The sequence below is a fragment of the Paenibacillus sp. BK033 genome (assembly GCF_004345425.1).
Taxonomy (GTDB): Bacteria; Bacillota; Bacilli; order Paenibacillales; family Paenibacillaceae; genus Pristimantibacillus.
Map to the genome: position 1 here is coordinate 743830 of NZ_SLVP01000001.1, position 20708 is coordinate 764537.

At 52.3% G+C, this 20708-nt stretch carries 18 protein-coding genes; 9 read left to right on the forward strand and 9 right to left on the reverse strand.

What is annotated here, in order from left to right:
• Positions 1 to 79 precede the first annotated feature (79 nt).
• Positions 80 to 1429, forward strand: coding sequence for an MFS transporter (locus EV294_RS03270; protein ID WP_243711550.1), 1350 nt, complete (start codon positions 80 to 82; stop codon positions 1427 to 1429).
• A gap of 69 nt (positions 1430 to 1498) precedes the next feature.
• On the opposite strand, the gene udk is transcribed toward EV294_RS03270, so the two are convergent.
• From udk to EV294_RS03300, 6 genes are all read right to left on the reverse strand, one after another.
• On the reverse strand, positions 1499 to 2107 hold the full coding sequence (udk, locus tag EV294_RS03275) for a uridine kinase (protein WP_132303771.1): 609 nt from the start codon (positions 2105 to 2107) through the stop codon (positions 1499 to 1501).
• A gap of 53 nt (positions 2108 to 2160) precedes the next feature.
• A complete protein-coding gene (locus tag EV294_RS03280; protein ID WP_132303773.1) occupies positions 2161 to 3786 on the reverse strand; it encodes a xylulokinase in 1626 nt (541 codons plus the stop codon).
• Positions 3787 to 3808: 22 nt separating this feature from the next.
• Positions 3809 to 4966 (reverse strand): MFS transporter, encoded by a 1158-nt coding sequence (locus tag EV294_RS03285; protein ID WP_132303775.1) that lies wholly within the window; start codon positions 4964 to 4966, stop codon positions 3809 to 3811.
• An 87-nt stretch (positions 4967 to 5053) separates the two neighbouring features.
• Positions 5054 to 6238, reverse strand: a complete 1185-nt coding sequence (locus EV294_RS03290) for a class II aldolase/adducin family protein (RefSeq protein WP_132303777.1) — start codon at positions 6236 to 6238, stop codon at positions 5054 to 5056.
• Positions 6239 to 6243: 5 nt separating this feature from the next.
• Positions 6244 to 7722 (reverse strand): aspartate aminotransferase family protein, encoded by a 1479-nt coding sequence (locus tag EV294_RS03295; protein WP_132303780.1) that lies wholly within the window; start codon positions 7720 to 7722, stop codon positions 6244 to 6246.
• Between the two features lie 317 nt (positions 7723 to 8039).
• On the reverse strand, positions 8040 to 8690 hold the full coding sequence (locus EV294_RS03300; protein WP_132303782.1) for a GntR family transcriptional regulator: 651 nt from the start codon (positions 8688 to 8690) through the stop codon (positions 8040 to 8042).
• Positions 8691 to 8843: 153 nt separating this feature from the next.
• Between EV294_RS03300 and EV294_RS03305 the strand changes: the two genes are divergently transcribed.
• The 5 genes from EV294_RS03305 to EV294_RS03325 are packed head-to-tail and all read left to right on the forward strand — an operon-like array spanning position 8844 to position 13288.
• Positions 8844 to 9215, forward strand: coding sequence for a GntR family transcriptional regulator (locus tag EV294_RS03305; RefSeq protein WP_243711552.1), 372 nt, complete (start codon positions 8844 to 8846; stop codon positions 9213 to 9215).
• Positions 9216 to 9265: 50 nt separating this feature from the next.
• Positions 9266 to 10039: a hypothetical protein gene (locus tag EV294_RS03310; protein WP_132303784.1), complete on the forward strand. Its 774-nt coding sequence runs from the start codon at positions 9266 to 9268 to the stop codon at positions 10037 to 10039.
• A complete protein-coding gene (locus EV294_RS03315) occupies positions 10039 to 11322 on the forward strand; it encodes a hypothetical protein (RefSeq protein ID WP_132303786.1) in 1284 nt (427 codons plus the stop codon). The genes EV294_RS03310 and EV294_RS03315 overlap by 1 nt, the downstream gene beginning before the upstream one ends.
• A gap of 13 nt (positions 11323 to 11335) precedes the next feature.
• Positions 11336 to 12565: a hypothetical protein gene (locus EV294_RS03320; RefSeq protein ID WP_132303788.1), complete on the forward strand. Its 1230-nt coding sequence runs from the start codon at positions 11336 to 11338 to the stop codon at positions 12563 to 12565.
• Between the two features lie 6 nt (positions 12566 to 12571).
• The gene (locus EV294_RS03325) at positions 12572 to 13288 is read left to right on the forward strand and encodes an ATP-binding cassette domain-containing protein (protein WP_132303790.1); all 717 of its coding nucleotides are present in this window, start codon (positions 12572 to 12574) and stop codon (positions 13286 to 13288) included.
• A gap of 42 nt (positions 13289 to 13330) precedes the next feature.
• On the opposite strand, the gene EV294_RS03330 is transcribed toward EV294_RS03325, so the two are convergent.
• On the reverse strand, positions 13331 to 13762 hold the full coding sequence (locus tag EV294_RS03330; RefSeq protein WP_132303792.1) for an Lrp/AsnC family transcriptional regulator: 432 nt from the start codon (positions 13760 to 13762) through the stop codon (positions 13331 to 13333).
• Between the two features lie 121 nt (positions 13763 to 13883).
• Here EV294_RS03330 and EV294_RS03335 point away from each other — a divergent pair, with 121 nt between their 5' ends.
• Complete coding sequence (locus EV294_RS03335) at positions 13884 to 14642, forward strand: MBL fold metallo-hydrolase (protein ID WP_132303794.1); 759 nt, start codon at positions 13884 to 13886, stop codon at positions 14640 to 14642.
• Between the two features lie 98 nt (positions 14643 to 14740).
• Here the strand turns inward: EV294_RS03335 and EV294_RS03340 are convergent, their stop codons facing one another.
• Both EV294_RS03340 and EV294_RS03345 read right to left on the reverse strand, forming a co-directional pair.
• The gene (locus tag EV294_RS03340; protein ID WP_132303796.1) at positions 14741 to 18016 is read right to left on the reverse strand and encodes a DEAD/DEAH box helicase; all 3276 of its coding nucleotides are present in this window, start codon (positions 18014 to 18016) and stop codon (positions 14741 to 14743) included.
• A gap of 19 nt (positions 18017 to 18035) precedes the next feature.
• A complete protein-coding gene (locus EV294_RS03345) occupies positions 18036 to 18479 on the reverse strand; it encodes a MarR family winged helix-turn-helix transcriptional regulator (RefSeq protein ID WP_132303798.1) in 444 nt (147 codons plus the stop codon).
• A gap of 138 nt (positions 18480 to 18617) precedes the next feature.
• Here EV294_RS03345 and EV294_RS03350 point away from each other — a divergent pair, with 138 nt between their 5' ends.
• Positions 18618 to 19544, forward strand: coding sequence for an NADP-dependent oxidoreductase (locus tag EV294_RS03350; protein ID WP_132303800.1), 927 nt, complete (start codon positions 18618 to 18620; stop codon positions 19542 to 19544).
• A 183-nt stretch (positions 19545 to 19727) separates the two neighbouring features.
• Positions 19728 to 20702 carry a glycoside hydrolase family 43 protein gene (locus EV294_RS03355; protein WP_132303802.1) on the forward strand — a complete coding sequence of 325 codons (975 nt, stop codon included), beginning with the start codon at positions 19728 to 19730 and terminating at the stop codon, positions 20700 to 20702.
• Positions 20703 to 20708 lie beyond the last annotated feature (6 nt).

The following is a 20708-nucleotide window of genomic DNA, read 5'->3' on the forward strand; positions in this document are numbered from 1 at the left end:
TCATAACAGGGGTGAAACCATGCTTCGTCTTTTTTTGTGTTATACTGAACAAAGTAAAGTAACTTTGTAAGGAAACAAGGTGGACAACTTGAATGACAGAATTGTAATGCCCGTGTGGATGCTGGGCTTGTTTGTCGTGGTCATGAATACGACCATGTTTAACGTCTCGGTACCAAGTATTATCAACGATCTCGGAATCACTTCGGATCTCGGCTCATGGATTGTATCCAGCTATTCGATCGGATATGCCCTATCAACGGTGATTTACAGCCGCTTATCGGATATCGCTCCCATACGCAGACTGGTAGCGATAGGGCTGCTTATATTGGGTCTTTCTTCGGTGCTCGGAATCTTTGCCCACAATTTCGCGCTTCTGCTGACGGCTCGGATTCTGCAATCGGCAGGAGCGGGTACGATGGCCGGACTGGGGCTTGTACTAGCAAGCCGCTATATCCCGGTTGAACGAAGAGGACGCGCGATCTCGATGATCGCGGCCGGCAGCGCAATGGCGTTTGGTCTTGGGCCGATTGTAGGCGGCGTCATCAGCGAATATTTTGGCTGGAACGGTTTGTTTGTAGTTACTTGCTTAGTGCTGGCTATTTTGCCGGTCTTGTTGAAGCTGCTGCCGAAGGAAAATCCGCAGCCGGCCAGCTTTGATTATTGGGGGGCTGCCTTGACCGTTATCAATGCGACTTCCTTGCTCATTGCGGTAACGCAGCAGTCCATCATTTGGCTTCTGATCAGCGTGATTACGATTGTGATTCACGTGCTCCATATCCGGAAAGCGAAGGGCATCGGAACCTTTGTGAATCCGGAGGTATTCCGCCAGCCCGGCTATATCCGGCTGCTTGTGGTAGGCTTCTGCCTGCTTATCATTAACCTCGGCAACCTGTTCCTGATGCCGCTTGTCCTGGCGAACCTGTTCCATAAATCGGAGATGCTGATTGGCTTCCTGATTGCTCCGGGAGCGATTTTATCGGCGGCGTTAACGCCGTTTGTCGGACGCTGGCTCGACCGGTACGGCAATGTCCGGTTCCTGTTTATCGGAACGGCTGTCTTGACCGCCGTGCTGGCTTTGTTTATGACGGCTCTTGGCAGCTCGCCGTTTGTTATCATGTGCGGGTATTTGCTCTTCTCGCCGGCATTCTCGGCAACGCTGGCTTCGCTTAATAACCAGACCTCCAGTATTTTGCCAAGGCATTTGATTGGCTCCGGCATGGGGATGATGCAGCTCATTCAGTTCTTCGGAGGCTCTTTGTCGGTGGCGATTTGCGGACTTCTGCTTCATAAGATGAGCGGCATCACGCTGGAGCATGCCTACAACCATGTCTATCAGCTGCTGTTCCTATGTCCCATCCTAGCGATTGCGATGTTAGGCTGGTATTACTCGTCTTACCGGAAAAAAATCCAAGCTCATAAGCTTGTTTAACAAGCTTTACCGGAAAAGATAAACGAAAGGGCTGTCCCCAAGCGGGACAGCCCTTTCGTTTTCGTCTGTTTAGAAATATTTCTCCATAAGGATGGACAGCATCTGAATGCCTACTTCGTTCTGCCCGCCTTCGGGAATAATGATGTCGGCGTATTTTTTGGACGGCTCGATAAAGGCTTCGTGCATCGGTTTAACCGTCTTTAAATATTGATCGTGAATCGATTGAATGGAGCGGCCGCGCTCTTCAATATCCCGCAGCACGCGGCGGAGGATGCGGACATCCGGATCGGTGTCCACAAACACCTTGATATCAAGCATCGCACGCAAATTTTCGTCGGACAGCACATGAAGCCCTTCTATAACGATGATCTTGCAAGGTTTGAGCGCTACCGTCTTATCCTTAAACCGGGAGTGGTTGGCAAAATCGTAGATCGGCGCTTCGGCCGCCTGCCCGGATTTCAACTGATTTAAATGCACGATTAAGAGCTCGTTGTCAAAAACAAGCGGATGATCATAATTGAGACCTTCGCGCTCGGCAAAGCTCAGATGAGGATGATCCTTGTAATAGTTATCTTGCGAGATAAAGGTTACTTTATCTTCGCCAAGCCGTTCAATAACAGAGCGGGCCACCGAGGTTTTTCCCGAGCCGGTGCCGCCAGCAATTCCAATAATAAGCATAGTTGTCCTTAAAGCCCCCTAAATGTGTAAAGCCCGTCAATTCAAGTATTGTATCATAGCGGGGCCTGAAAAACATCTGCATTGCTTTTGAGATTATTTAAGATGCCGAATGCTTTTTTATTTCGTCTGTACAAGGATTTGAATACACCGAAGTACGTATCATAGACGGCTTTATTCCGGGGATTGGGCGTATAGGAGGCGCGTACCTGCACAAAAGATCTGGCAGCGTCCAGATTCGGAACGATGCCAAGTCCGACAGCCGCCGTAATGGCTGCCCCGACAGCGCCCGCATTTTGCGGACTGTCAACCGTTTCAATCGTTCGTCCCAGAATATCGGCGAGGATCTGGCAGGTGAGCGGGGCAAGCGCGCCTCCTCCGACAAAACGGATCGCCTGGGAAGTCTTAATCTTCCGGTCTTGCGCTTCGAGCTGCCATCTAAGATGGTAACAGATGCCTTCCAGCACGGCATGGATCAGCTCGGTTTTCCCCGTTTCGATGCTGATGTTGAAAAACAATCCCCGCGCGTGCGCGTCTTCAAACGGACAGCGGTTGCCATGCAGCCAAGGGGTAAAGATAACGCCGTTGCTGCCGGCGGGCACGTCTTTGATCGCATGCATCATGTAATCGTATAGGCTTCTGTACATCGTTTCTTGCGATTCGGACACTTGTTTTTTCTCCAAATAAATGCCGATTTCATCCAGGGCCAGATGGTTTTTGACCCATTCCAGGCATTTGCCCGCCGTTTCCAGCTCGCAGAAATAATGATAATGCTTCGGCCTTGCTCCTACGATGGAAGCGATCATGCTGCCGGCATCGATAATCTGCCGGTTCACAACCGTCGATACCCAACCGGATGTACCCAGGTAAATATGCGTATCGCCTTCCGCGACCGCACCGGCCCCCACGCCTATTAGAGAGGCATCGCCTCCTCCGCCAAATACGGGCGTGTCCTCCTTAAGCCCGAGCTCCGCGGCCGCCTCGGCCGTTAATAATCCGGCCATTGCCGTGGACGAAATCACCTTCGGAAAATGCTCGGTCCGAACGCCAAACATCCGGCACATTTCCTTGCTGAACCGATTATTTCCCGCGTCGTACAACAGCGTCGCATAAGCGGTATCCTCGGTCATTACAAATTCGCCCGTGCATTTGAAGAGCAGATATTCTTTGACATCCAGCCACTTGTGAACGCGGCTGAACGCCTCGGGCTCATGCCGCCGCACCCATCGGTATTTCCAGACGGGATCCTTGACGCTGGCCGGAACGGCGCGGGTGATCGCCAGCGACTTAAGCAGCTTGAATACATTGGCGCCGGCAAATTGAAGGCCGTGCCTAATTCCCCTGCGGTGCTCCTCGGAAGCCCGGGTATCCATGTAGCTCATGGCTTTTCTGACCGGCGCGCCTTGTTCGTCAACAAGCACAAGACCTTGCATTTGGGCGCAAAAAGAGATGCCGCTGATATGCGAAGCAGGGATGCCGCTATCTTTAAGTACCTGGCTTGTTGTTGCCCGCATCGCCTGCCACCAGTCCGCCGGATCCTGCTCCGCGCCGCCATTCTCCAGAATCGTAAGCTCATAGCCATGCAGTGCGCTGGCCACAAGCGATAAGGAGGGGGACAGATGGTAAAGACATGTTTTGACGCCGGAGGTTCCTACATCGTAAGTGAGCACGTAAGCACTCATTGGCTGCACCCGCCTTTACCTTTTACATCGACTGATGGGTATCTTCATCCGCGGACTGGCAGGCCGATTCCGGAATGCGGAGCGTGACGGGAAGCAAAACGGCCGTCAGCACGACAAACAGCAGCATCGGCCATACGATAGAGTCCAGCGCTTCATTCAGAACTTCAAACAAATAAACGAAAGCAATGCCGGAAACCTGCCCCATCAGCAAAATCATGCCAAGGGAAGTGCCTTCCCGCACGGGATACGCAAGCTCCGAGCCGTGCTGGAACAAGATGGGGGCGACGCCCATAATGGTGAAGCCCGCAAGCCCGGCAATAACGGTCACCGGAATGAACTGCTCCGCAAAGGTCAGCCCCAGGTAGGCGGGAATGAGCAGCGTGATGGCGGCAATAAAAAAAGGTGCCCGAGTCCGGTATTTATCGGACAGGATCGGCAGAGCAACCGCGCCAATTATTCCGGCGACGATAAAGACGGCGCCAACAAGTCCGGCTTCCTCGGATGTGAATCCCCGGGGAGAAAGGATCGTTTCCAGCAGGGTAAGAATCGTATTGAAAATGCCGATGCAGATAAAGCTGACGAGCAGGATAAGGAAATAGCTTTTGTTCTCGATAAGAAGACCAATCGATTGGAAGCGTAAGACCTCTTGTCGGGGGGCGGCGTTGGACAGGGAAGCGGGAGGTTTCACGAAAGCAAACCCAGCTGCAAGACCCGCGGCTGCAACGGCAAACGCCGCAAACCACATAAACAGGCCGGGGATGCCGGAAGCTTCCGCGATAGCGGGAGCAAGCGCCATCGGAATGATAAACCCGATATATTGGGCTAGCGTCAGAATGCCAGCTGCCGTGGATCTCTCCTGCAGCGGGAACCAGTCCGAGGCTACCTTTGTAGCGATATTAAGCAGAAAGGGCTGCCCGATCGCCAGAATGAACTGGAAGATCAGGACTAGCGTAAAATCGTCCGCATACAAGGCTCGCAGCAAGCTAAATACGGCAGTCAGACCCGCGCCGATCAGAAGAGAAGCTTTGTATCCCCATTTGTCGATAACCCAAGAGGCAGGCATGGAGAATAAAATAAACATGATCATAAAGCTCATGGAGCATAACGTGACGGACATGCTGCCCACGCCGTAATAATCTTCCGCCAAGCTTGAGATCGGCGCTAGGGAGAGCCACATCATTTCGGTCGATACGATAACCGGGACAATCGATAAAAGAATGATCCATTTCGTGAGGAAGATTCTTTTAATAACAATTCCACCTTTCGGCTAGGAGGTCACTGCGGCCTGCTTGGAATACTTTTTCAAATACACAAATCGCATCAACAGGCTTTCCAGGTAATGAATAGGCTTGACTTGGCCCAGCAGCTTGGCTCCGATATGGGCCTTGCTATTTTTCTCTAGAACCATCCTTACCGCAAGAGCTTCATCAGAGTTCACGCCGCAGCATAAAGCGCCCATTCCGCGGATCAGCACGGCTGAAGAGCTTTTGAGAGCCGCGGATACCTCCGAAGGGGAAAGTGCCGTATTCCTTGCCGAGGTACCGATCAGCTGGGCGAAGTCGTCAAGCAGCGGCTTCAGCGGCTGCCCGGTTTGGGAGAAAAGCGCAACCTCCGGAATGCCGCTCCAGTGAATATGGTTAATCTGCTTATGCTTACGGTAAATCTGCTGATAGACGCTAGCCTCCTCCGGCAGGGCGGCATTCAGCTCGCCATTCCGGACAAGGAGCTCGGAGCCGGAATCGTTAAACAGCAGAAACCCATCCTTCGTTCTTCTGCTGTGATACAGCATCCGGGATACAGGCGCCGGAGAAGAATAACCCAGTCCAAGGGCAAACCGGCTTAATGCCGCCGCATCTGCTTCTTGCTCGCCGGTCAAGCTCTTATACGTATCGTCGATATACTGGCGGCAAGCCTGATCCAGCTCCAAGGCGGCTTCGAATGCTTCCGTATCGCTGGCACCGTAACAGACGGCTCCGTGATTTTTCATGATAATAGCTTTGTTGGAGGTGCGCGTAAGCGCTTTAGCAACATTGCGCTGCAGCTTCCTGGTGCTCGGGAGCGCGTAAGCCCCGCATAATACCCGGCCCGCCAGCATGCCTTCCTCTATCGGAACGGCATCCACATTGCACGCGCTGATGACGGATGCATACTCCTGATGCGTATGGATTACGAAATGGGCATTGGGAAAACGTTTGTAGACCTCGGCATGCACGCCCTTCTCGGACGAAGGCTTGGTCGGGCCGCTATAGCTGCAGTCCGATATTTGAACGGTAACGATATCATCCGGCGTAAGCGAGCGGTAATCCCTGCCGCTAGGCGTAATGACAAACCTGCCGCCTTCGACGCGGTGGCTTACATTCCCCCAGGTGCGGGCAATCAGACCGGTTTCCATCAGCCTGATTCCGGCTTCGATAACACGCTGCTTGGCTTCCTCGACAGCTGTCTCGGGCATCCTTCTTATCCCTCCAATAAGGCTACATGGCCGAAAATATGGTCAAAGCGGACAAGAACGTCGTCGATCATTTCTTCCGTATAAGCCCCGCTGGTGTACAGCCGGCTGCCTGCCAGAGTTACGATACCTTCGGCCATGTAGGCAGCGCCCATATGCTCCATTTCTCTTTTTCGTCTGGACGTCTCCGACAATACATTCGGAATTTGCCAAGGCTTCGACCAGTTGATGGCAAAATGCATCGTGCCTACCGTCTCCAGGTGGCAGATCGACCCTTGGTTAAAAGCGACAAACGGCAGCTTGTATTTGCCGATTAATGCCTGAAGTCCCTCGGTGAGCCGGTCGGCCATCCGGCCGGATCTCGGGATCGCATTCGTCCGTTCAATCTCGCATAGCGTATAATAGCCGGCAACGCAGCTGAGCGGATTCGCAGCCATCGTACCGCCGATAAGCGCCTTCTTATGCTTGCTTCCGGCTTCGATGCCCGCGGACAAATATTTCATGTATTCCTTCTTGCCGCCAAGACCGCCCGCACCCGGATAACCGCCGGCAACGACCTTGCCGAAGACCGTCAGATCCGGGGAAACCCCGTAATAGCCCTGAGCGCCGGACATTCCGATTCGGAAGGCGGTAACCACCTCGTCGAAAATAAGAAGGGCGCCGTATTTGCGGCAGAGCTGCTCCACGCCTTTATTAAACTCGCGATCAACCGGCCTCGTGCCGCTTTCCGGTCCAACCGGCTCGATCAGGACGGCTGCCGTGCCGCCGCGTAGCTGATTGAAGCGGAGCTTTCGCTCCAGATCCTCCAGATCGTTCGGGAAAAACTCCTGGGTATGCTTGAAGATATAACGCGGAACGCCATGCGCTTGCGTCCATTTGGAGCCGGGGATGCGGATGCCGTAGGCAAGCTGGTCGCTCCAGCCATGATAAGCGCCGCCCATCTTGATAATCTTTTTTTTCTTCGTTGCCAGTCTTGCCACGCGGATCGCCGCCATGCAGGCTTCCGTGCCGGAGCCCAGCATGCGGAACATCTCGACGGAGTCGATGCTGTCGGCGATTTTTTTGCCTAGTTTATATTCGTATTCGTGGAAAAGTCCGGTTGAGGGACCGCAGTCGTTCAGCAGCTCGATGACCTTCCGGCGTACTTCGGGCGGGTTGCTTCCGAGCACCGTCGGGCCGCCGGCCTGCAGGAAATCATAATAGCGGTTGCCGTCGGCGTCATAGAGGTAAGCGCCTTCGGCTTTCGTAAATACGAGGGGGAACGGATGGTTAAAGGCCAGGTTATGCTGGACGCCGCCTGGGATAATCTCCTTGGCTACGTCGATCATCTCTTTCGATTTCGCGCATTTCGCTTCAAAATATTCCTCTTCGTACTTCTTCAAAGCATCCGGTCTGATCGAATAAATCGGCTGCTCGATGAGCCGATCAAGCTGGCTCGTCACGGCCTTTACATCGGGATAGCGGGAAATCGAAAAGGTCCTCTCCATATGTACCCTCCTACGGATAATGGTCGTGCAAAGGGCAGAGAAATCATAATTCAAGTATATATAAACGGTTCGAAAGAAGGAACCAGTTTAGGTAATATCTCACAAAATTATTTAATAGAATTAATGCTTTTCTACTAAGGAACGATCAGGTAAACCCGTTTTTCCTCTGCACGAATTCCAAAGGCAAGTCAGAGCGGAGGGAGAGTCAATAGATTTAGGATGAAGTATCCAATAAAAAAGACTGCGCGGGCAGTCTTTAGCTTATCGGCCTATTCGCCGGGCAAATGGTTATTAAGAACAGCAAGGCGACAAATTGTCTATCTCATCAGTCCGCCGAGGATGAACTGCTCATGGACATCGGCGTATTGCTCCGTGACGGCGGCTTTGGCCGCTGCGATATTACCGCTCTTAATGGCTTCGTAAATCCGGCGGTTCGTCTGAACAGAACGGCTTGGCTGATATTGCGGATATTTTTTGCGGTAGGCAACGGTATGGAAGACATACCGCCCGCGGTACAGCTCCATAATTTGCAGCATGCTTTCGTTATGAATGGTCCGAAGGATTGTTTCGGTGAACAGCAAGGTATGGTTGTAATAACCGTAGTAATCGTTTTGCTCCAAAGCCAGCTGCTGCCGCTCAAGCAATTGGCTCATCGTATCCACATCGAAAGCAAGCTGGCGCTTTAAGGCCGTGTCCAGCGCGAACAGCTGCATAGAGACTAGAACCTCATACATTTCGCTGAAATCATGGGCGGACACTTCCTTAACCATTACTCCCCGTCCGCGAAAGGTTCCCACAAGACCTTCCCGTTCCAGCAAGGAGATAGCTGCACGGATAGGCGTCCGGCTCATGCCGAGCAGTCCGGCAAGCTCATTTTCCGATAACATGGAGCCGGGCATATATTCCGCGCGCATAATGCGCTCCCGAATTTCACGATAAGCGACCGTTTCCAGAGAAGTCGAAGACATTATGATTTATTCCTTTGCTTGTTTTAGTTTAATAGTAACAAATGCGTAATGTCTTGAAAACAATGCATAAGGCAGGATGGCTTGCAAATGCCCCTTGCCAACTCATTGTATTACTGCCATAATACAGTCATAGCAGGAGGCAGGTGAGAGGTATTGCTGACGTTTCAGGATTTGCAGCTGAATAATAAAATGCCGGTTTATATGCAGATTGCCCTGTATGTGAAACGGCGTATTTTGCTAAGATGGGCCGTATCCGGCGACAAGCTTCCTTCCAGAAGGGATATCGCGATGCAGCTGAACATTAACCCGAATACCGTTCAGAAGGCGTTTAAGCTGATGGAGGATGAGGGGTATGTCCGAACGAGCAGCACTACGGGAAGCATGATCTATCTGGACGATGAGATTTACGGCCGGATTGAAAGCGAGCTGACCAAGGAAATGGTGGCGGCGTTTATCGCGGAAGCCAAGGAAGCGAATCTATCGTTCAAGAAAACGGTGGAGCTGATAACGGAGTTGTGGGAATAAATTTTTATACAGTGATTGTATTAGTCGATTAATACAGGAGGTGCTGGCAAGTGAAAGGTTTGTACCGGCTGCTTAATATTCAATTTGCATCCATGCTGCCCGTTATTTTGATTTTGACGGCGGGGATGATCGTTACGCCTTATCTTCTGCTGCAATCGGCGGCAGAGAAACTGAACGAAAATTCCGTTCATCCAAGATTCGAGAGCCTATATTATACATCGGGCTGCAAGACGGCGCTGTTTGTGTTTATTGCGGCATTCTGCGTTTATTTTCTCATGAAGCAGTACAACGCGTATTGGGGAAGCAAAAGCATTTATACGTACTTAACCCTACCGGTAAAACGCGAGGCGTATTATTGGAGCAACCTGCTATCTTTTATAATCGGGCTGCTGTTGCTTTTTGCCGCTCATTTACTTGCGATCCGCTGGGGGTACTCGGCTTATGCGAGCCATATCGGAAGCTATGCGGACGGCAGGTTCGTGATGCATAACGGGCTGTTCCTTGCTTTTATCCGATCCAACTTTCTAAAGGTATTATTGCCGATAAGCATCAGCGGTTGGGTAGCTTCGGTCAGCATACTCGTAAGCCTGGCAACCGGACTTTATTATGCGTTCCTGTGCGAACGCGGCAGACGGCATTGGTACATCATTCTCGTCGTAGCCGCAGGGTGGATCGTCAGGCATATTTTTAATGGTCAGATTGAAGCGCCAAATATGGATTGGACGATGGCAAAGCTGTATGCGTATAGCATATCCCTGTTACTCTTGAGCGTTTTCTTCATCTGGCATAGCACGAGGCTGGTCCGGAGAGGGGGTATCGCCTGATGCAGCGTTTAGGGAAAATCTTATCGCGCCATGCGGCCCTTCCGATATTCATTCTGGCGCTGCTTCTGATTGCGTCGCAATTCATGCTGGTTCATGCGGACAATGATAACGGAGTCTTTTATTTAAAGGATCATGAAGGAGAGCAAGCGGCGTTGTCGGATGTGACCATTAGCGGCGAGCTCGGTGACGGCTTTCACAGTACCTTGTTTAAGCTGTTCGACGGAAAGGTGACGACGGGTACGAAGCTTTTTGATCCGCCGCGGGCGGTTTGGTACAACAGCACGCAGCCTGATAAGTTAAAAGGGAAATGGAGGTTCGACAACATCTTTTCCCCGGATTCGATTGTGGCTAGAGATCCAAACGATCCAGGCAGCTATTGGCAGGCATCGGTACATCCGAATATCACGGAGTATGACGACAGCAATCAGCCGAGAAGCGATAATACGGCCACTTACACGAACCGGCTCGAATACGGGTTGGCCAGCGTTGGAGATCAATACTATTTCGCAGTGCCGTCGACGAACCGTTATGTCGGAACATCCGGAATCTATGCGTTAACCTTTACAAGCGGCAGGGATTACAAAGGGCAATTGCCGGAATCGGAGGCGTTGGCCACCTTCAGCCTGGATAAAAACAAAGGTGACGGCTCTTCTGAAATACAGGTGCTTGGACTTGAAGCGGTTGGCGGCAAGCTTGCATTAGTGCTGGAGGAGGACCAGAAGCTGGTGATTCGGAGCTACGACAGCAAGAGCGGAGAGCTGCTAGGGGAAGCGGCCGTTAGCGGCTTTTCTATCTCGGGTTCCGCTAAAGCGGTTCAAGGCCGTTCGTTCTATGAATCGTATGAATCGTATTCGGATTCCGTCAGCAATACGTTATGCTTGGCGTTTATGAGCAATCCAGACCAAGGTCAAGTGCGTAAAACGGTATGGAGCTTTGATCTGGCAAACGGGGTAAAGCTGCTGGACGAAACGGCCGTAACCTATCCGGACGATATGGAGTCAAACCTGCGCGACTTGAAAAGCGCCAATTACGCGAATGGCAGGCTTTACGTCATCTATCAGTCAACGGAAACCAAGGTGGAAAGCAATATCGTGTTCGACATCGCCCGGCCCAAACATCTGATGATACGGGTATACAAGGCATCCAAGCTTCAGTATGAAGGCGAGCTTGTAACGGATCGGAACCAGGACGGCAATCGGGTCGAACACCTTGCAACCAGCTATGACTATGATCCAATGCATAACAGGGAATTTGAAAATATCCGGATCCGGCCAGCGGAATAAGGAGAGGTGTACGTTGATGATTGTCCGCAAGCTATCCCGACATCTAGCGATTCCGGCCGCCGTAATAGCCATCTTGTTAATTGGAATCTTTGCCTGGCTGAACCATGCCCATCAGAATGCGGGAACCTTATATTTAAAAGACCGCTTTGGCGATCGGTCGGCAATCAACCCGATCAGCATCTCAGGAGATATTAGCGACCAGTACGCCAGCACGACGTTTGAGATTAACGATGGGCAATTATCGGTGCATACAGAGTTGTACGATCCTCCTCTACTTCTGCCGGATCATTACAAGTACGTTAACGGGGGCAAAAAAAGGATAGACAATCTGGAATATGAGGTGCACGGAGAAGGCGCGTTTTACGTGATGTATTACGACAAGAATTTGTTAAATGCCAAGAATAACGGCCAGTCCTCGCTGGTATATACGAATATTGTGAACGCGGACTCGGACAGCAAATATTCCAATTCGCTGGAGTATGGACTCGCAAAGCTTGGAGATCATCTGTACTTTACCGTGCCAACCACGGCAGAAAATACGGGCACAAACGGCATTTACGAGCTTTCTTTTGCAAAGGATGGAACGACCCGGACAGTGGCTGAATTTAGTCTGGATCAGAATAAAGAAGGTGCCTCTCTTGCCGTGCTTGGACTTGCGGCAGCGGGCGGCAAGCTTGCGCTTATATTGAAGGAGCACGGGCATGTCGTCGTGAGAGGTTACGATCCGGAAAGCGGGAAGATGCTTGGCAGTATCATGCTTGATCCATCGAGCAGCATGTATTCGGATCAATATGAGGCTTATTCCAATGATATGGTATTGAATCTTGTCTTTCAGAACAATTCCGTTCAAACGGAGCATACCTTTTATCACAAAACGGTATGGAGTATCGATTTCCAATACGGCATGCAGCTGGTGGATACGACCAATCTGGACTATGCAAGCACCCGGAAGGATTATTATCGCAGCCGAATGAACATGCAATACCTGGGTGGAAGGCTGTATTTGGTTTATACGTTTACGGAACCTAGACCAGAGGATCGGTTTGATAGCTTCCTGCCTATTCATTTAATGATAAGAGTGTATAAGGCGAATCGGCTTCTTTACGAGGGCGAGCTAGTATCGGATTTGAACGATGATCTGGTGAATACCTTTAACTGGCCGGAAGGATCGTCTTATGATCTCCAGCTCTACGACTATCGTTTATTCGACCATCTTAGGCTTGAGCGAGGAAAGGGGGAATAGCGAGCCATGCTTGAATTAAAATACGTGGAGAAAACATTCGGTAATGCCAGACCTATCCTGCATGTCCGGGATTTGACCATTACAAGCGGCGAAATTGTTGGCGTATTGGGCGAGAACGGAAGCGGGAAAACCACGCTGCTCAAAGCGATTATGGGGCTGGGCGAGGTCCAGCATCGGGACATTTTGCTGAACGGCCGTCCTGTAGAGGAACAGTATGAGCAGCTTGCTTATATAACCGAAGAGGGAAGCTACATTCCGAAGCTGACACCGGTTCAGTATGCGGAATTTCTTTCCGCCTTTTACCCGCAATTTGACTCTGCGTATTATAACAAGCTGCTGAAATTTTATGAGCTGGAGCCCGATAAACGCATTCGCACCTTCTCGAGAGGCCAGAAATCCAAGCTGGAGATCAGTGCGGGGATGGCGAAGGGCGCCAAATATATTCTGATGGATGAACCGTTCCTCGGCAAAGATATGTTTACGCGGCGGGACTTCCTGAAGCTGATGATCGGCAATCTGAAGGGGGATGAGACGATCCTGATCGTTACCCATCACCTTGACGAGATTGAGACGGTTACCGACCGTGCGCTTATCATGTCCAGAGGCCGAATCGAAGCCGATCTATACATGGATGACCTGCGGGAGCAAGGCAAGGAGCTTGCCGCCATCATGGCGGAAAAAGCAGGCTATCGGCCGGACCGGTACAAAAGCGTGCTGGAATAAAATAAAAGGAGCAGCGTTTGCGATAAACGCGGCTCCTTTTTTTTACTTCATCTGCCCAATAGACAAGCTTACCTTATAGTTGCCGTAGGCAAGCAGTTCGTCGAGAAAGCCGGTCAGCTCCGGCTGCGAGCCGACGCGCACGCGCATCCAATAACAGCCTTCGCCGCTGACGCGGTGAATCTCAACAACCTGGCCGCTGCTGCCCGCGAATTGCTGGAACGTCTGATGAGCCGTGTTGGAAGACAAGAAGACGGTGACAAAGGCATGGACGGTCAGGCCGATTTTCTCGGGATTCCAATTGACCGTTGTGCCTTCAATGATGCCAAGGTCCTGCAGCTTGCGGACGCGGGCGCCTACGGCCTGTCCGGTCATATGCACCTGTTCCCCAATCGATTTATGAGACTGGCTGGCATCCGCAATCAAGCAGCTTAATATTTGTCTGTCGATATCGTCAATTCCGTATGAGCTTAACATGTCGGAAGAATCCTTTCATTATGAAAATAAAAGCGGCTAAATCGTTTCACGAGGTTATTTCTGCGCGATGCGGCTTTATTTTATAATTGTATCAGACACATTAAGAAATGAGGGACACAAAATGAATATACGATTAATCCGACATGCGACGCTGTGGCTGGACTATGCGGGAGTACAGTTTCTTGTTGATCCGATGTTTAGCGACGCCGGCGTAAATCCGCCGATTATGAATTCAACGAATGACCGGCGCAATCCGCTTGTACCGCTGCCTTTTCCTAAGGAAAAGCTGCTGCAGCCGGAGGTTATTCTCGTCAGCCACCTCCATCCGGATCATTGGGATGCCGCCGCAATCGAATCGCTGCCGAAGTCGACACCGCTGTTCTGCCAGCCGGGAGACGGGCCAGCGATCACAAGCCAGCATTTTGCTAGCGTAACGGAAATCGGGCAATCCGTCCTCTATAAAGGCATTACAATCTCAAGAACAAGCGGAAGGCATGGAACGGGAGAGATCGGCGAAAGAATGGGCCAGGTGTCAGGTTTTGTTCTTCAAGCGGAAGGCGAGCCGACCCTTTATATCGCGGGCGATACCATCTGGTGTGAAGAAGTAAAGCATGCTTTGGATGCTTTCAAGCCGGATGTCGCGGTAATCAATGCGGGCGGGGCGCAATTTGCCGTTGGCGATCCCATTACAATGAATGCGGAGGATGTCATCCGGGTATGCCGTTACGCACCGTCTACGAAGGTAGTTGCCGTTCATATGGATACGATTAATCATTGTTTGGCGACAAGAGATGTTTTAAGAGAAGCGTTAAGCGCGGAAGGGCTGCTTGGTCAGGTTCTGATCCCTGCGGACGGAGAGCGGGTAACATTAGACAAGTAATGCCGGATGGTCCGGTTAAAAGCTTCCGGGCATCCGGAATATAAACAAACGGCTGTGCTAAAGTTCGCACAGCCGTTTTTTCGTCTATTCCAATCCTCTTACAAATCCCGTTCATCGGCGCCAATCGCCAAAATCTCGCGGATATCCGCGTCGGTAAGCGATGATAGCTGCTCCTCGCCGGGCCGGATAATGTCGTCGATCATATTTTTCTTCCGTTCTTGAAGCGCGTACATCTTATCTTCAACCGTGCCGTGGGCTGCCAGCCGGATAACCTGAACCACCTTGGTTTGACCAATCCGGTGGGCCCGGTCGGCAGCCTGCTGCTCGACGGCAGGATTCCACCACAGATCATACAAAACGACGGTATCGGCACCCGTCAGGTTAAGTCCTGTTCCGCCTGCTTTTAGCGATGCGAGGAAGATATCCTTCTCCCCGTCGTTGAACCGGTTGCATAGCTCCACCCGCTCGGCGGCTTTGGTACTGCCGTCGAGGTAGAAATAAGTGATGCCCTGGCGGACCAGTTCTTTGCTGATGAGTCCCAGCATTTCGGTGAACTGCGAGAAGATCAGCATCCGTTTGCCCGTGCTGCGGCACTCCTCCACGATTTCGAACAGCTGCTCGAACTTGGCGGAGCTGCCTTCGTAATCGGTAATAAATAACGCCGGATGGCAGCAGATTTGGCGCAGCCGGGTCAGGCCGGCCAAAATTTTGATCCGGTTCTGCTGGAAGCTCCGGTCATTATCCAGATGCTTGACGGTTTCCGTACGCAGCTTGGCCAAATACGAGACGTACAGCTTCTTCTGTTCCGGCAGCAGACTGGTGGCCTGCAGGGTCTCGATTTTATCCGGCAGCTCCTTCAGCACGTCGGTCTTCAGGCGGCGCAGGAGGAAGGGGCGCGCGCGGCGCGCGATGTTTTCCCTCGGCAGGTCGGAGAACACCTTGCGGGCAGGGAACAGCTCGGGGAACACGGCGCCAAAAATGGACCACAGCTCCTCGACTCTGTTCTCAAGCGGAGTACCGGTTAACCCGAAACGGTTCTTGGCCTGCAGCGCTTTTACGGCCTGCGCGGTTTGGGTGGTATGATTTTTGAACGCCTGCGCTTCATCCAGAATAACCGTATGATAGAAGCGCTGGACGTACAGCTCGATATCCCGGCGCAGCAGCGGGTACGACGTGATGACGACGTCTATCCCTTTCAGGGACCTTAACTTGGCAGCTCTCTCCGGTCTCGTGCCGTCTGCGATGATGACTTGGATCTCCGGAGCAAACTTCTTCAGCTCGCTAAGCCAATTGTACATAAGGGAAGCCGGCGTAACGATAATGGCGGGCTGCTCCAGTTCCCGGATCTCCGGAAGACAGGAGAGAAGGAACGCGATGCTTTGAATCGTTTTGCCAAGTCCCATATCGTCCGCGAGAATGCCGCCGAACCGGTAATGGGCCAGCGTCTTCATCCATTGGAAGCCGTAAGTCTGATAATCCCTCAGCACATGCCGCAGCGTGACCGGTACTTCGAATTCCAGGTGATCCGGGTTGCGGATATGAGCCAGCAGCTTTCGCAGCGATTTGCCGAGCTGAATGGTCCTTCCTTCATTCTCGAAATCCCCGAGATGGAGTCCGCGCGCCACCGGGATACGGAAGACGGATTGATTCAGGTCCGAACGGAGGAAGCCGGTCTCGTTAATAATCCTCGTAATAGCCTCGTATTCCTTGCCCTCGAGCGGCAGCAGCGCGCCTTCCTGCAGCCGGTGGTATCGGCGTTTCTCCACGATAGAACGGAGCACGCTGCGGATCTCGTCGTCGGAAATGCCGGTCAGCTCGAACTTGAATTCCAGCCAGTTCGTTCTCTCGTCCACTTCAACCTTCAGCAAAGGCGGCGTATTCGGGGCAACGATTCTCGTCTTGACGGCCGAGGTGGCATGGACCTGCAGCAGCTTCTCCAGCTTGGGAATGGTATGTCTTAGAAACTCGTATTCGCTGTCCTCGTCTTGCATGTAGTAGCCAAGCTCGGTGGTAATAAAACCGCTTTGCTCCATAATATCGAGAATTTGGTTCTCCCGGTCTCCGTCCCGGAGGAGGATACGGTCCCCGGTCTTGTAATCCGCGTGAGCCGCCAGCGGGTTGATCTTGATCTCCCCGTATTGAAACTCCAGCTCCGCAAGCAGTCGGTCCCGGATCCGGTCCAGATAAAGTCTCGCCTGCAGGGAAGTTTGCACGATTTTTTCCGATACGCTCCGAGTCACTTGAACTTGACCAAGCTTCATCAGCTCGGGGACAACCTTCTCCATAAAAGGCTCGATCTGTTCCGGCGAAATGACGACATGCCGACGGTGCGAGGCGTCCAGCATATTTTTGAAATCGGCCAGCTGTTTGCACGAGGCCTCGGGAAGCCGCTTCATCCGGCCTTCGCTCAGCACCATGTTGTAGGCGGGTAAGACGGTAATCTTGTCTAATCCTTCAACATTCAACTGAAAGCCGCTCTCGTCCTGCTCGCCAAATTCGAATCGGACAGGAGAGGCTTCGTCGTTTATTTGGAGGCCGGCGGTAACGGTGCCCTCCTGATCAATCAGCACGGAAGGACAAGCGGCAAGCAGAGGCAGCACGGTTGGCCAATCCGCCGGGGGAATCATAAGCATCCGGTTGTTTGGTTTTCCGCGAGCCTTTCCGTTGAAAGGAGCCGCCTCCTCCTGATACAGCGCTTCGTTCCTGCTGATCCGGGCCAATTCGCCCAGCAAGGCATAATCTTCATTTCGGAATCGGTGCTCGGCAGGGTTAAACGTAAACTGCTTGGAGAAGGTGCGAGTGACGTTTAAGGCTATTCCTTCGATAAATGCGCGGATATCCGGCACGACGTACAGCCTGCCAAGACCCGTCCGGAGCTCGATTCCTATCCGGTAGTTCCGGTAACCGCTCGAGAAGATCACGCAGGTGAACTGAATCTCAACGGGTATGCGGGTATCTCTTACATAACGCGTACTGCCAAGAAGCGCGGACTGACCCCGTTCCCGGCTGCCGAATAAGTCCAATATGCTGGACGACAGCAGCTGGTCGCTTGCCGAGATGCGGGCCAGGTTTAGCGCTTCCTCAGGCATCTCAGGCAGCTCTAACAGATGCAGCAGCATGGCTGCGACATGTTCGCAATATTTATCTTCGGGATCAAAGTCCGGGCAGGTGCAGGTTGCCACGATCTCGCCGCGGAGGCGGGTAGCCGTCACGGTCAGGTCGCGGTTCGTCCGGACATTGGCTTCGCAGAACGGCTTGTCCGGGTCATACCGCAATATCGTCACCCCGCCCGCCTGCCAGATGGCCTCTCCTTCTTCGAAGGCAAACCGGCCGCATAACACACGGACATCATCATCGGTATATGAAAAGCTCATAAGCTGTAATCCTTTCCGGTTATTCGCTCAGTTGATGCAGCAAACGCAGCAGCTCGCCGCGTTCCTCCGGCGTTATCGAAGCGAGCACCATGTCTGCGGACTCGCTCATCGCAAGCCGCGCTTGTTGAATGAGAGGAGGCGCTGTGTCGGATAATTGGATAAAAGTAGCCCGGCGGTCTTCCGGGTCAGGTTGGCGAACGATCAGCTTCTCCTGCTCAAGCGCATCCACGAATTGCGTAACGGTCCGCGGCTTGATGCCAAGCTTTGCGGCGATATCGCTCATCCGGATTTGTCCGGCTTCGGCGACAGAGACAAGGAAGCGCAGCCTTGGTCCGGACAAATATTCCGGAACTTCGAAGGCGGATAATTGGGCTTCGAACCGGAGATGCAGCCGGTGGGTTGTCCGGAGCAGCGTTTCCAGCAGATGGCCGGCTGACGGTATCGTCGTTTCGGATGCTTCCATAGTTCCTCCTTGACTTTTGACACATGAATTCCTATAGTCTGGTTATCAAATTATTAGTGAGTATACTCAATATGTGTTCATTCCGTATGTTAATTTTACACGATTCCGCATGACATTCCAATAAGGAGGGCCCATTCTATGGCTCAAACGATGCAAGCTATCCGTTATTATCAGTTTGGAGACCCCGAGGTGCTGCAGCTGGAGGAAGCTCCAAAACCGGTCCCGAAGGAAGGCGAGGTGCTGATCCGTATTGCTGCTGCCGGCGTGCTGCCCGTGGATTGGAAAATCCGCAAAGGATTATTCCCGATGCCCGTGAGATTCCCGGTCATACCCGGGACGGCTTTTGCCGGCGTAATCGAAAGCGCGGGTCCGGGTGTGACCGGGCTTATAACCGGGCAGGAGGTATTCGGAAGAAGCATCAACGGAACCTATGCGGAATACACAACGGCTCCTGCGGATTCGGTCGCGCTTAAGCCTTCCTCCATCGGCTTTGCCGAAGCGGCAACGATTTCCGGCGGAGCAACGACGGCCTGGTGCGCAATCAACAATGCGGGCATCAAGGCCGGGGACCGCGTCTTTATTCATGGTGCAGGCGGCGGAGTAGGCTTGTTTGCCGTCCAGTTCGCCAAATGGAAAGGGGCCTATGTGATTGGAACGGCCAGCCCTTCGAATATGGATTTTATCCGGTCCATTGGCGTGGATCACGCGATTGATTATACGGCCGGTCCGTTTGAAGCGGGGCTGGAGCGGGAAGCGGATTTCGTACTGGACACGGTTGGCGGCGCCACGCTTGAACGTTCCTGGGCGTTAATCAAGCCGGGAGGGGCTTTGCTTACCATTGCGGGTCAGCCTCCGTTTGAGCGTGGACAGCAGGAGAGGGTGCGCGTGCTTCGCTCGGCACTGGCCTCCAAGCAGGATTTATCGGACATTGCGGAGTTGATCGTCAAAGGTGCAGTTCACGCGCAAGTCCAGGCTCTTTATCCGCTGGGAGAAGCGCGCGAAGCCCATATCCGCTCGGAAGCGGGACACGGCCGCGGACGTATCGTACTCGCAACGGAAACATAATCGTTGTGCAAAAACTGGGAAAAAACCGTGCGATCCGCCGATTGCACGGTTTTTTTGCGCGGAAATCTTAATTTTACAGGCAATGTTCTTTAATTTATGTAGTTTAACGCAGGCTGAATAAAGTTAGAATGAAAAAGGTGTATTAGCATGGTACCAGTTATGCGCGAAAAGGAGAATAAGCATATGTCCAAACCAAATGAACCAATCGTAACTCATATTTTTACGGCAGATCCTTCTGCGCATGTTTTCGAAGGCAAAATTTATATTTATCCTTCCCATGACCTCGATCATGACGGCCCGACTAACGATAACGGCGATCAGTATCAGATGGAGGATTATCACATTTTGTCCATGGACGACGTCAATTCCCCGTGCGTCGATCACGGCGAAGCTCTTCATGTGAAGGATGTGCCTTGGGCGTCCAAGCAAATGTGGGCACCGGATGCCGCATTCAAGAACAATACCTATTACTTGTATTTCCCTGCTAGAGACCAAGAGGGCATATTCCGCATTGGCGTAGCAACAAGCTCGACTCCGGCGGGGCCATTCAAAGCAGAAGAGAACTATATTCCCGGCAGCTTCAGCATCGACCCTGCCGTTCTCGTGGATGAAGATAACAGAGCCTATATGTACTTCGGCGGTCTGTGGGGCGGACAGCTGGAGAAGTGGACAACCGGCGAATTCGTTGCGGATGCCGCAGATCCGGATGTAAACGGGCCAGCTCTTGGTCCGCGTGTAGCGGAACTGAGCGATGACATGCTGACCTTCAAATCCGAGGCAAAAGAGATATCGATCGTGGACGAAGAAGGAAATCCGTTGCTTGCCGGCGACGAAGACCGCCGTTATTTCGAAGGTCCGTGGATGCACAAGTACAAAGGCAAGTACTATCTCTCGTATTCAACGGGCTCTACCCATAAGCTCGTGTATGCGGTAGGCGACAATCCGCAGGGACCGTTTGTCTTCAAAGGGACCATTTTGACGCCGGTAATCGGTTGGACCACCCATCATTCCATCGTGGAATTCCAGGATAAGTGGTATCTGTTCTACCATGATGCATCGCTTTCCGGCGGCGTAGACCATAAGCGCAGCGTGAAATTTACCGAGCTGAAGTACAACGAAGACGGTACGATTCAAACGATTGATCCTTACAACACTTAATAGAAA